A 12,486-nucleotide genomic window follows, 5' to 3' on the forward strand; every position below is an offset into this window, starting at 1 on the left:
GGTGATGATAAAAGATGAAGAAAAGCAAACCGGCACGTTAACGCGCCGCGCTTCGATGGCAGATTATTTGTCCCCTCAAGTGCGCTCGATTAAGCCGTCGGGCATCCGCAGATTTTTCGATTTGGCCAGCGGCCGCAAAGATATCATCACGCTCGGCGTCGGCGAGCCGGACTTCGTAACGCCTTGGCATGTGCGGGAAGCATCGGTTTATGCGCTAGAAATGGGCAAAACGCAATATACTTCAAATGCGGGCACGCCCGAACTGCGCGAAGAGATCGGCATTTACTTAAAGCGGGAGTTTGATGTGGCTTACGATCCGGCGAAAGAAGTTCTTGTGACGGTCGGCGGCAGCGAGGCGATCGATTTGGCGCTGCGCGCGCTGATCTCCCCTGGCGACGAGATTCTGGTTCCGGAACCGTGCTATATTTCTTACTCTCCGATTACGGCGCTAAGCGGCGGCGTGCCGGTTGGCGTGGAAACGTTCGCTAAGGATCAGTTCAAGCTGACCGCAGAGTCGCTAAAGGCTTCGATTACGCCGCGCTCCAAAGTGCTCATACTTTGCTACCCGAGCAATCCGACCGGCGGCATCATGACTTACGAGGATTGGATGCCGATCGCGAAGGTCGTAGAGGAGCATGATTTGATCGTCATTTCAGACGAGATCTACGCTGAGCTTACGTACGGTTCGAAGCATGTCAGCTTCGCATCGCTGCCTGGCATGAAGGACAGAACGATTTTGGTCAGCGGATTTTCGAAGGCTTTTGCAATGACCGGCTGGCGGATCGGCTACGCTTGCGGCCATCCGGAGCTCATTTCGGCTATGCTCAAAATCCACCAGTACACCGTCATGTGCGCATCGAATATGGCCCAGATCGCGGCGCTGGAAGCTCTGCGCAACGGCATGGATGAAAAGAACCGCATGGTGGAATCTTACAATCAGCGGCGCAGACTTATCGTGCAGGGCTTCCGGGACATCGGCCTGCAGTGCCATGAGCCGCAGGGCGCTTTCTATGCTTTCCCTTCCATTGCCGGCCTAGGCGTAACCTCGGAGGAGTTTGCGACTGGACTACTGAATGAGCACAATGTGGCTGCAGTGCCGGGCGACGTATTCGGTCTCGGCGGTGAAGGCCATCTTCGCTGTTCGTATGCCACATCTGTGACCTTGATTACAGAGGCGATTGATCGGATCGGCCAGTATGTAAGGAAACTAAAGGAAAATTAATTTAGGGATACTCATTTCTGTCAGTCTTTGTTATAATTTAATAAAACTTTATAAACGCACATGCACAAGCGTCGTTAGGTTTTGTTGAATTGGTGACAGGAGGGATGGCCATGACTTGTGCGAAAACGGGTCTTAAGCTTTTGTCCTCATCATCGATACGCCGGTTGGAAGACGAAATTTATGCGCTGCGCATGAAGATGGAACAGTCATATGTCGAGGAAGCGACGTTCGGTTCCGAGAAAGTCATAGACTTAAGCCGCAGATTGGATAAAAAAATAAATGAATATATGCAATTCAGAAGAGCCTGGGCGCAGCAGTCGTAACGGCTAGCACAATTAGCTCTTTTTCGGAGAAGGGGTCCTTAACGGGACTTCTTTTCTTTTTTGCAAATGGAAGAAGGAGTATCGGTATGACATGAAATCGCCTGCGAATTTGAGAGTGTTTAATTTCTTGTTTTTTGCGCTGCTTGCCATGTTTATTTCATTCCTGCCCGTTTATTTGGATGCGCAAGGACTGGCCGCGACGGAGATCGGCTTTATTATCGGGACCGGCGGTTTCGTATCGCTCTTCGCCTCGCCGTTCTGGGGGATGGTCAGCGACCGGGCGAAGACGATCCGAAAGGTTCTGCTGCTGCTCATCGCCTGCTCCACGATCGTAGGCTACGTGCTCTATGCATCGGGCAGCTTTGCGCTGCTCATCACGTTTACGATGCTGATGTATTTCTTCCTGCTGTCGATGGACCCGCTCACGGAAAGCTTGAACTTCCAGACAGCTGAGGCAAGGGGCGTCAGCTATGGCTCGATCCGGACGTTCGGCGCGCTCGGCTATGCGGTTATGTCGCTGGCTGTCGGGTACGTGATGAAGCTGTTCGGCGTGGAAGGGATGGCGCCGTTGTATGCCGTTATCGGCGTAATTAGCTTCCTTGTGGTGCTGACGCTGGACGACGCGCCTGCCGCAAGCAAACCGGTTAAACTGAAGGCGCTCGGGAAATTCCTGACCCATCGGGAAACGCTGATGTTTCTCATTCTGATCTTCATGGCTGCTGTGCCGTCCAGAGCTAACGACACTTACTTGGGCGTTTACCTGCGCGAGCTTGGCGGCGGGCCGGAGCTGATCGGACAAGCATGGTTCCTGGCCGCCGGCAGCGAAATTCTCGTATTCGCGCTTAGCTTCTGGTGGATGCGGCAAGGCAAAGAGATGGCTTTGATCGCATTTGCCAGCTTGTGCTACTTTCTGCGCTTCTTTCTCTCGGCTTGGATCACCGATCCGCATGCGCTGACCTATTTGCAGGTACTGCAAATTTTTACGTTCCCGATTTTCTATACGGCCGCGATACAATACTTGTACCGCATCGTTCCCGAGGAGTGGCGCGCAACCGGACAAACGGTGCTCGCGCTGCTGTTCTTCGGCGTGTCGGGCATTGTCGCCTCTTATGCCGGCGGATGGCTGTTCGAGGCATTTAGCGGCCATGTCTATTATTTGGCCATCTCGGCTGTGTCGTGCTGCGCGTTCCTGTTCAGCCTGGTGCTGCTAGCCTTTAGCGGAAAGAAAGATCGGACTGGCAGGCAGGAAATCCGCGCCACCTAGGCGGAATGATGCCAGCTTAGCGAGCATATGTGCTATAGTGGATCTAAATGCGCAGAAGTACATCGCTGCGCGTGCGGATCGTTGTTACGATCGCTGTTGTCCCCCGGATTTTTTTGAATTTATGAATGATCTAATGGTTGAATTCCGGGGGACAAAGGATGAATGTTTTGCGTGGCTAGGGTCATGCAAAACATTCATCCGAGGCAAACGAACGCTTGCGCTTCTTCACAACGATTCCGCCCGCTCTGCTTCTGTACTCTGCTGTTTATCGGGGTGAAAGGAAAACGACAGGAGGGTGAACGCCTTGAAATTATATACACGAACCGGAGACGGGGGAGACACGTCGGTGAAAGGCGGAAGAGTCCGCAAGGACGACAGCCGCGTGGAAGCATATGGCACGGTCGATGAGCTGAACAGCTTCGTCGGGCAGGCGGCAGCCGTCGCTTCGCGGGAAGGGCTAAGCGAGCTAGTGGCCGAGCTGCTGGAGATTCAGCAAGAGCTGTTCGACTGCGGCTCTGATTTGGCATTCGCCGATCCGAGCGGCCGGGATCTGAAGCTGACCGAAGCGTCGGCAACCCGTTTGGAAAGCTGGATCGATGCCCATACGGCGGCATCGCCTGCGATTGCTCGGTTTATTTTGCCTGGCGGGAGTGAAGTTTCGGCTTTGCTTCACGTATGCAGGACGGTATGCCGTCGGGCGGAACGGCGCATCGTGACGCTATCCGCGGAAGTAGCGGTGCACCCGCCGGTCAGAACGTATATGAACAGGCTGTCCGACTATTTCTTCGCGGCGGCGCGCTATGCGAACGTGAGGCTCGGGGTGCCGGATACGGAATACATTCGGAGTGCGGACGTGTTCCGCAAGAAGAGCGATGACTAAGCAATTGTATTATGAGCCGCTTGTCGTACAGGTATTGGATGAGGACAGCGGCAAAATGGTCCGGACGGTGCTTGAGCGCCGTCTCGGCGTTTCGCGCAAGCTGCTGTCGCGGCTCAAGCTGACGGAGCAAGGCATCACGGTGAACGGGGAGCGCGTATATACCAATGACCGCGTCGGCGCAGGCGACCGGATCGAGCTGCGGATGGAGCAGGAAGAATCGGATGATATTTTGCCTGAGCCGATGGAGCTCGATATCGTGTACGAAGATGCGGATGTGCTGGTCGTCAACAAGCCTCCGGGCATTGTCGTGCATCCGACGCACGGCCACTATACGGGGACGCTTGCGAACGGGGTCGTTTTTCACTGGAAACAACTAGGGGAGCGGGTTCGGTTCCGGCCGATTCACCGGCTCGACGAGGAGACGTCCGGGCTGGTCGCGATCGCGAAAACGCCTTACGTCCACCAGCAGCTCTCCGAGCAGCTGCAGGCCGGCGAGGTGGATAAACGCTACCGGGCTTACGTTTACGGCTGTCCGGCTGAAGCGGCCGGAACGGTGAATGAACCGATTGACCGCGATACGGCCAATCCTCATTTGCGCGTCGTGACGCCGGACGGATATCCTTCGGTTACGCACTATGAAGTGGAGACCGTGTACGGAAGCGGCGATGCAGCGAAGGTGAACGTAAAGCTCGAGACGGGGCGCACGCATCAAATCCGAGTGCATATGAAGCACCTCGGCTCCCCGCTGATCGGGGACAAGCTGTACGGCTATGCGGATGAGGGCTCCGCCCACGATGCCCCGGCCGGCTCAGCTGCGTTGGAGGCGGCGATATCGAGGCAAGCGCTGCATGCCGCGATTCTGTCGTTCACGCACCCGATTACGCGGGAGCGGATGACGTTCGAGGCGGGGCTGCCGGAGGATCTGCGCCGGCTTGAAGCAGCGCTGCGACAGCTATAGGAGCATCGCGATTAGAGCGGAGTGCCCAGGAGGGTAATGGATGAGCGCGGCCCAGAGGGCTTCGCCGTCTGCTTTGCGATATTTTCGAAATGAATGGAGATTTGGAAGAACGTATGAAGAAGCTGACGATCTACGAGTACCCCAAGTGCGGTACCTGCCGCAGCGCAATAAAGTTTCTAAAAGGCAAAGGCTACGAGCTGGAGTCGCATAATGTGTTCGAAACGGCTCCATCCGCAGCGACGCTGAAAACGATCATTGAACGAAGCGGCTTGGACGTGAAGAAGTTTTTCAACACCTCCGGCGAGGTCTACAAGGAGCTGGGGCTGAAGGACAAGCTGCCGGGCATGACCGAACAGGAGAAAATCGAGCTGCTGGCCTCGAACGGCAGATTGATTAAGCGTCCTATCGTAACGGACGGCAAGACTGTTACGGTCGGCTTCAAAGAAGAGGAGTATGATCGCGTCTGGGGCTAGCCCCGATACGAAATTGAGAGTCGGTTAAGCCGGCTCTCGAACTAGTCCATCATACACTAGCAAAACTTAGGAGGAAGACGTCAAGTGACAACGATGAAAGAATGGCGCGCGGACCGATTGTCGGAGCTGGGCTCGTCCATTTTTGCCGAGGTGGCGGAGTGGAAACGGGAGGCGATCCGCCAAGGGCTCGACGTCATCGATCTTAGCATCGGCAGCCCGGATTTGCCGCCATCCGCACCGATCAGGCAGGCGCTCAGCGAGGCGGTGCTGCGCGAGGATGCCTACGGATATCCAGGCTCCAAAGGGAGTCAGCGGTTCCTTCGCCAAGCAGCCGATTGGCTGGCGTTTCGGTTCGGGATCGACATTGACCCGGAGCACGAGCTGGTCTCGTTAATGGGCTCGCAGGACGGACTGGGCCATTTGGCGCTCTCGCTTTGCAATCCTGGCGATATCGCGCTTGTTCCCGATCCGGGCTATCCGGTGTACATGGCGGGTCTTGCTTTGGCAGGCACTGAGCCGTTCATGATGCCGCTGCGTGCTGAAAACCGGTTTTTGCCCGATTTCGAGGCCATTCCCGAAGAAGTATGGAAACGCGCCAAATTTATGCTGCTCAACTACCCGAGCAATCCTGTGTCGGCGGTCGCCGATTTGACGTTCTTCGAACAGGCCGTCGCCTATGCCAAACGTCATGGCGTTCTCATCGTGCATGATTTAGCCTATTCGGAAATGGCATTTGACGGTTACAAGCCGCCTAGCATTTTGCAGGTGAAAGACGCGATCGATGTGGCGGTAGAGTTCCACTCGTTATCCAAGAGCTTCAATATGGCTGGCTGCCGAATCGGGTTTCTCGCCGGCAACCGCAAGGCGGTAGGGGCACTGCGCGAGCTGAAGGCGAATATCGATTACGGTGTGTTTTTGCCCGTGCAGGAAGCTGGCATCGTTGCGCTTCAACAGGATATGCTAGGCGAGCAAGAGTCGGTCGGCATGCTCTATGAAAAGCGCCGCGACCGCTTTATCGAAGCGCTGCGAGAGCAAGGCTGGGAGATTCCGGCGCCGAAAGCGACGATGTTTATTTGGGCGAAATTACCTACGATGAAGTGGTCATTGTCGGAACTTTGGACATCGCGACGAATTTCCCGGGAAATGCTTGAGCGTACCGGAGTAGCTGTCATACCGGGCGATGCTTTCGGAGAACAAGGGGAAGGCTACGTCCGAATCGCCTTGGTAGAGAAGGAAGAGCGGCTTGTAGAAGCTGCCTGCCGTATGGGCAAATTCATTCGCGGTGAAGCGTAACTACGAGTAACTAGAATAGGGAGAGATCTGGGGATGCAGGAATCAAACCGGAAAGTGCTGCTGGTGGACGGCATGGCGCTCTTATTTAGGGCGTTCTATGCTACGTCCTATACAGGCTATATCCGCAAAACAAGCGCCGGATTGCCGACAAACGCAGTCTATGGCTTTATTCAATATTTTTTCGATGCGATTAACACGTTCAAGCCCACTCACGTTATTTGCTGCTGGGATATGGGAAGCAAGACGTTCCGCACGGAGCAATTCGCGGACTATAAAGGAAATCGCGGCGACGCTCCCGAGGAGCTCATACCGCAGTTCGATCTGGTTAAAGACGTCGTTGAGGCAATGGGCATTCAGAACATCGGCGTTATCGGATTTGAGGCAGATGACTGCATCGGCACGCTGGCGACCCATTTGCGCGGCGAAGCGGAGGTCTTTATCCTGACCGGCGACCATGATATGCTGCAGTTGGTGAGCGAAACGGTCAAGGTCGTCATCATGAAGAAAGGCAAGCTGAATTATGCGGTCTACGATTTGGCGACATTGTACGAGGAGAAGCAGCTGACGCCGAGCCAGGTCATCGACCTGAAGGGCTTCATGGGCGATACGAGCGACAACTACCCGGGTGTCAAAGGCATCGGCGAGAAAACGGCGCTGAAGCTGATTCTCGAGTACCAATCGATCGAAGGCGTGCTGCTCAATCTCGACAAGCTGCCGAAAGGCGTTCGCGGCAAAATCGAGGCCGATCTGGACATGCTGCATTTGTCGCGGGATTTGGCGACGATCCGGCTCAATGCTCCCGTTCGCTGCGAGTTGACCGGCTGCGCCTGGCGCATTCAGCTGGAGACGGCGAAGAACAAGTTCGAAGAGCTGGAATTCGGCGGACTAGTGAAGGTGTTGGATGGTCACCCTAGCGTGAATGAGGATGTATTTTCGGTATAATTCAATCCGTATTTGCAAGCCGCCGAGAGCCGGAACCACGAGCTCGCGGCGGCTTTTTATTGTTGACAGACAAAAATCAGGCGTGCTAGTCTAGCGATGTGTTTTTTGTAACCGCTAACAATGCTATTGAAAACAGAAAGGATGAACATCGCATGCTGCAGAAGGCACACAGATTGACGGAAAACTGGAAGCAGTTGTTTGATTTTGACCATCGCTTTGATGATCCAAGCGAGGCGCTTGCGGCCGGTGAGTGGCAGGACGCGCAGGTGCCCGGCTGCTGGGATGTGCTGACGGATAACAAACTGTCAGACGGGGCTGTTTGGTACAGGCTGTCGTTTGCGGCTCCCGCGGACTGGCATGCCAGCAGAACCGCTATTGATTTCGAAGGCGTGAACTACTTCTGCGAAATCTGGCTGAATGGCAAACGGATCGGCGAGCATGAAGGCGGCTGGAGCGGCTTTCGCATCGAGCCGGGTCAAGCGCTAAACGCCGGCGGTACGAATGAGCTGGTGCTTCGCGTGCACAAGCAAGGGGAGAAGTTTCCGCTGCGGCAATGCCTCGCCGGATTTTTGCCGGATGTAGGCGTCATTTTCGGCGGCATCTGGAAGCCGGTTCATATCGGTGTCGTCCCGGAGGGAGAGCTTGCGGACGTATTCGTTAAGACAACGCCTGATCTGAGAGCCGTGAGAGTCAACTGCAGGCTGGAAGGCGAAACGGCTGAAGGCGCTTGGATAATCGGGGCGTTGCTGTATGCACCTGACGGTTCACTCGCTGCCGAGGCCGAGTTTCCCGTACATAACCAAGCCGACCCAACCCTCGAGATCGCTGCCGGAGAACATATCTCGATCTGGTCACCGGAAAGCCCGGCGTTGTACACGCTCAAGCTGGCGCTCAAATTTGATGGACAAACGGTGGATAGCTATGAGCATCGCTTCGGGATGAAGCATTGGTCGATCGAGGGCGAGCGGCTGCTGCTGAATGGAGATCCGATTCATCTGAGGGGCATTTTGCATTGGGGCTGGTATGGCGATCTCGTCGCGCCGATTCCGGATCGCGAAGCCATCCGTGCCGAATTGAACCGTCTGAAGGACGGCGGCTTCAACATGGTGAAGCACTGCTTGTACGTGCCGGTGCGCGATTATTTCGAGCTGGCCGACGAGCTCGGTTTCGTGATTTGGCAGGAGCTGCCGATGTGGCTGCCGGAGGTCAACGAGGAGTTTAAGGCCCGGGCATTCTCGCAGTATGAGGCCATCATCAAAGAGATTCGCAGCTTCACCTCCATCGGCGTATGGACGCTCGGCTGCGAGCTAAACCATGAGGCAGACGCCGAATTTCTGAAGGACCTATACGAGCAGGCGAAGAGACTGACGGACGGCGCCATCATCCGCGACAACAGCGGATCGGGCGAATGCTATGGCGGATTGCTGAAGGAGTACGCCGATTTCTACGACTACCACTTCTACACCGATGTCCATTTCTACCCGGATCTGTTAAGCAGGTTTGCTTCGCCGTGGCGAGAGAAGAAGCCGTGGGTGTTCGGGGAGTTTTGCGACTACGACGAGTTCAGACCGCTCGGCCAGCTGCTGAAGCGGAAAGGGGAACGGCCTTGGTGGTTGAAATCGGATCCGACGGTCAACCCGGTTGCGCGGGACGTTCGTTGGCAGTATCACCGCCAGGATGAGAAATTGGCTATGCTGCCTCTGCCGTTCACGGAGGAGGAGTTGACCGCAAACGCACGCGAAAGCGCGTATGTGTATCGCAAATCGGTGCTCGAGCAGGTTCGCGCCTATCCGCACATCAACGGCTACACGCTGACGTCGATCCAAGATTCCGGTCTGGCATCGAGCGCCGTATTCGATGATTTCGGCGAGTGGAAGCAGCCGCCGGCGCGCTTCCGGCAAATCAATGGCGCGACCATGATTACGGTAACATGGGATGCGCGCAGAAACTGGATCAACGGCGGTGACCGCCTAGTCACATGGGATCCGAACAATTATGGCCCTGGCGAAACGATCCGGCCGCACTTGGCGGTATCGCATTATGGCGCGGAGCCAATCGCGGCAGCGACGCTGCGCTGGAGCTGGCGAATCGATGGCTGCGCGGCATACGATGGCGAACGCACGGTCGATATGCTGCAAGTCGGCGCCTTCAAGGAGATTGCCGTTGCGGAATGGAAGCTGCCTGAAACAAGCTCGCCGCTGCAAGTTGTCCTGCATGCCGAGCTGGTTACGGAGAACGGCACCATCGCAGTTAACGAGTGGCCGATCTGGGTGCTGCCAAGGGCGGAACGCCAGGAGCCGGAGATCGCGGCCATCGCGGTCGATGAAGCGAACGGACTGTTCCATGGCTGGGCAAGCCTGCAATCCGGCATCCGCAATTGGTCGGAAAGCGGCAGCAATGAGGGCATCAAAGTTCTGCTGACATCCAGATGGACGGAGCAAATGAACCGCTTCGTCGAGGCGGGAGGCAAGGCGCTGTATATCGAGCGCGGATACGGTCCGCTCGCTGTCAAACGCGCGCCGTTCTGGCGGGAATCGCTGCAGCTGTTCCATCAGCACGCGATCATGAACGCGTTTCCGCACCGGGACCATACGTCGATGCTGCTATTCGGCTTGGCAACCGATTTGGTATTGGACCGCGGCAAGCTTGGCGAGCATATGCCGGTGATGGATCGGCTGGACGCAAGGATTTTCGAGCTTGACCGCTACATGATCGAGGAACGGATCGGCGAAGGCATCCGCATCGCCACTACGCTTCGCTTCGAAGGCGGACTTGGCAGCCAGCCTCAAGGTCTCGAGAGGAATCCGGCCGCGAAGTATTTGCTCGATTGCATACTGGACTATCTGCTAAGGAGGGCATGACCCATGGAAGGGCACGGACGTTTTACGGCAATCGGCCGCGAATACGGAATCGGCATTGTCGGTCTTGGTGAAGGCAAAGGATTGGTAAAAGGGCTGGCCGGCCATCCGGAGCTGAAGGTCGTCGCGGTATGCGACGCGAACGAGCAGTTGGCGGAATCGATCGCACGGCAGTACGGCGTTCCGTATTACTATGGCAATCTGGCCGATATGCTGGCTCGCGAGGACATTGATATCGTCGCCATCTACACGCCGGATCAATTGCATTTCACTCATATTCGCCAGTCGTTCGAAGCGGGCAAGCACGTGCTCTGCACGAAGCCGCTCGTCAGCACGCTGGACGAAGCGAGGGAAGTGCTCGCATACGTTCGGGCAAACCCGCAGCGCCAATTGATGGTGGGGCAGAGCTCGCGGTTCTTCGGACCGATGCAGCATCAGCGAGAAGCGTACGAAACGGGGAAACTCGGCACGCTGAGCTTTGCGGAAACGCAATACGTGCACGATATGCGGTGGTTTTACAATGAGCGGACATGGGCTCGCGAGGGCGGCTTCGACCTGCTGTTCGCATGCTGCTCCCATCCGGTCGATTTGATCCGCTGGTACATGGGCGATGTCGAGGAGGTGTCGGCATATGCCAGCCGGTCGGACATTGCGGACGCCAGCGGATTTGACGGGAATGACACGTTCGTCGTGAATTTAAAATTCGCGAACGGCAAAATCGGACGCGTGCTGGGGCTGTACGGCTTGGAGCATCTGCATCAGACTCGGCCTTGGATCGAGGTTGCGCTGTACGGCACGAAGGGGACCTTCATCGGCAAATACCCTCAGCTGGAGGCACAGATCAAGTACGAGGGCGAGAAGGAACGAACCGAGCACTACTTCGAGGATATTTATCACTATTTCCAATTCGAAGGCGTCAATCACCATGCCGGCGAGTTCGTCAATTACACGGAGCATTTCGCGCGTTGCCTGCACCAAGGCGTTCCTGCGATGCCGGATGCGGAGGACGGCTTTAAAACGATTGCCACGCTGGAAGCGATCCGCAAGTCCATCCGCGAGGGATGTCCTGTTCGGGTGGAAGTACGTTAGCCCTGATGTTTTTTAGTTGCAATCGATTGCAAAAACCTGTTGACGTGTAATCGTGCAATCGATTACAATGACAACTAACCGAGATTGAAACCGTTTGCAAATGACGATGCGCATTTTTGCAATCGATTGCAAAGATTTGGAATAATACCGCACTGGAGGTGGACACCTGTGGTAAGCATATACGATATCGCCAAAGCGGCGGGAATGTCCGCGGCTACCGTTTCGCGCGCGCTCGCCGACAATGACAAGATCAGCCGCAGCTCGCGCGAACGCATTCAGCGGATCGCGGATGAGATGGGCTACCGGCCTAATTTGCTGGCACGCAATTTCAGGCAGAAGTCATCCTCGATGATCGGCCTGATCACGGATGACGTATCCGACGAATTGAGCGGCATGATAGCCAAGGGCGTTGAGCAAGCGCTGCGCGACAATGGATTCAGCATGCTCGTCCGGAACGTGCATCATGATCTCGATAACGAGCAATCCGCGATCGATTATTTTGCCGATATGCAGATGGACGGCGTGATTCTAGCCGACTCGACGCTCGATTCGCTTGCCGAGGTGCCCTCGACAAAGCTGCCGTTCGTGCTGATCAACCGTTTTAGCAGCGCTGAAGAGCCTGTCAGCATCGTCTGCACGGACGATTTTGCCGGAGGATACGACGCGACGGACTATTTGATCAAGCTGAACCACCACAAGATTGCTTACATCAACGGCCCGGAGGACTGGTACTCCAGTATCCGCAGGCTGAACGGTTACATAGATGCGCTGAAGAAAAATAATATCCCCTTCCATTCGGAGTACGTCAAGCACGGCGATTGGTTCGAGGACAGCGGCTACCGTCTCGCGCTTGAGCTCTTCCGCTCCGAGGATCCGCCTACCGCGGTATTCGCAGCGAACGACATGATGGCCGTTGGCGTCATCGATGCCGCAAGAGAGTGCGGACTGCGCGTGCCCGAGGATGTATCGGTCATGGGCTATGACGACCGGACGATCGCCAAATACGTACGGCCACGTCTGACGACCATTCAGCTTCCGATGTTCGAGGTCGGGCAAATGGCGGGACAGGTGCTGTGCGAGATGATTACGACCGGCCATGTGCCGGACGGAAAATCCACGAGGCTGCTGGTAAGAGGAAACGTTATCGAGCGAGAAACGACGGCACCTTTGCAGGGCTAAAGGTT

The 12,486-nt window shown here is 56.0% G+C and carries 11 protein-coding genes; all 11 read left to right on the forward strand.

All coding sequences use genetic code 11. The features are described 5' to 3' along the window. Nucleotides 1-4: 4 nt before the first annotated feature. The 11 genes from DL346_RS02400 (at nt 5) to DL346_RS02450 (ending at nt 12,481) form a co-directional block, all read left to right on the forward strand. Nucleotides 5-1,222: an aminotransferase class I/II-fold pyridoxal phosphate-dependent enzyme gene (locus DL346_RS02400; protein WP_112880483.1), complete on the forward strand. Its 1,218-nt coding sequence runs from the start codon at nt 5-7 to the stop codon at nt 1,220-1,222. A 110-nt stretch (nt 1,223-1,332) separates the two neighbouring features. Continuing rightward, entirely contained in the window at nt 1,333-1,545 is a 213-nt protein-coding gene (locus DL346_RS02405; protein WP_240633001.1) for an aspartyl-phosphate phosphatase Spo0E family protein, read from the forward strand. Nucleotides 1,546-1,636: 91 nt separating this feature from the next. Beyond that, complete coding sequence (locus tag DL346_RS02410; RefSeq protein ID WP_112880485.1) at nt 1,637-2,809, forward strand: MFS transporter; 1,173 nt, start codon at nt 1,637-1,639, stop codon at nt 2,807-2,809. Nucleotides 2,810-3,113: 304 nt separating this feature from the next. Next, nucleotides 3,114-3,689 carry a cob(I)yrinic acid a,c-diamide adenosyltransferase gene (locus DL346_RS02415; protein ID WP_112880486.1) on the forward strand — a complete coding sequence of 192 codons (576 nt, stop codon included), beginning with the start codon at nt 3,114-3,116 and terminating at the stop codon, nt 3,687-3,689. Beyond that, nucleotides 3,682-4,647, forward strand: coding sequence for an RluA family pseudouridine synthase (locus DL346_RS02420; RefSeq protein ID WP_112880487.1), 966 nt, complete (start codon nt 3,682-3,684; stop codon nt 4,645-4,647). Before DL346_RS02415 ends, DL346_RS02420 begins: the two co-directional genes overlap by 8 nt. A gap of 113 nt (nt 4,648-4,760) precedes the next feature. Then, complete coding sequence (locus tag DL346_RS02425; RefSeq protein WP_112880488.1) at nt 4,761-5,120, forward strand: arsenate reductase family protein; 360 nt, start codon at nt 4,761-4,763, stop codon at nt 5,118-5,120. 93 nt (nt 5,121-5,213) lie between these two features. After that, nucleotides 5,214-6,413 (forward strand): aminotransferase class I/II-fold pyridoxal phosphate-dependent enzyme, encoded by a 1,200-nt coding sequence (locus DL346_RS02430; RefSeq protein ID WP_112881740.1) that lies wholly within the window; start codon nt 5,214-5,216, stop codon nt 6,411-6,413. Between the two features lie 33 nt (nt 6,414-6,446). Then, the gene (locus DL346_RS02435) at nt 6,447-7,355 is read left to right on the forward strand and encodes a 5'-3' exonuclease (RefSeq protein ID WP_112880489.1); all 909 of its coding nucleotides are present in this window, start codon (nt 6,447-6,449) and stop codon (nt 7,353-7,355) included. Between the two features lie 152 nt (nt 7,356-7,507). After that, nucleotides 7,508-10,216 carry a glycoside hydrolase family 2 protein gene (locus tag DL346_RS02440; RefSeq protein ID WP_112880490.1) on the forward strand — a complete coding sequence of 903 codons (2,709 nt, stop codon included), beginning with the start codon at nt 7,508-7,510 and terminating at the stop codon, nt 10,214-10,216. A gap of 3 nt (nt 10,217-10,219) precedes the next feature. Continuing rightward, entirely contained in the window at nt 10,220-11,302 is a 1,083-nt protein-coding gene (locus DL346_RS02445) for a Gfo/Idh/MocA family protein (protein WP_112880491.1), read from the forward strand. A 168-nt stretch (nt 11,303-11,470) separates the two neighbouring features. Then, nucleotides 11,471-12,481: a LacI family DNA-binding transcriptional regulator gene (locus DL346_RS02450; RefSeq protein WP_112880492.1), complete on the forward strand. Its 1,011-nt coding sequence runs from the start codon at nt 11,471-11,473 to the stop codon at nt 12,479-12,481. Nucleotides 12,482-12,486: the final 5 nt, after the last annotated feature.

The sequence above is a fragment of the Paenibacillus montanisoli genome (genome assembly GCF_003268025.1).
GTDB lineage: Bacteria > Bacillota > Bacilli > Paenibacillales > Paenibacillaceae > Paenibacillus_Z > Paenibacillus_Z montanisoli.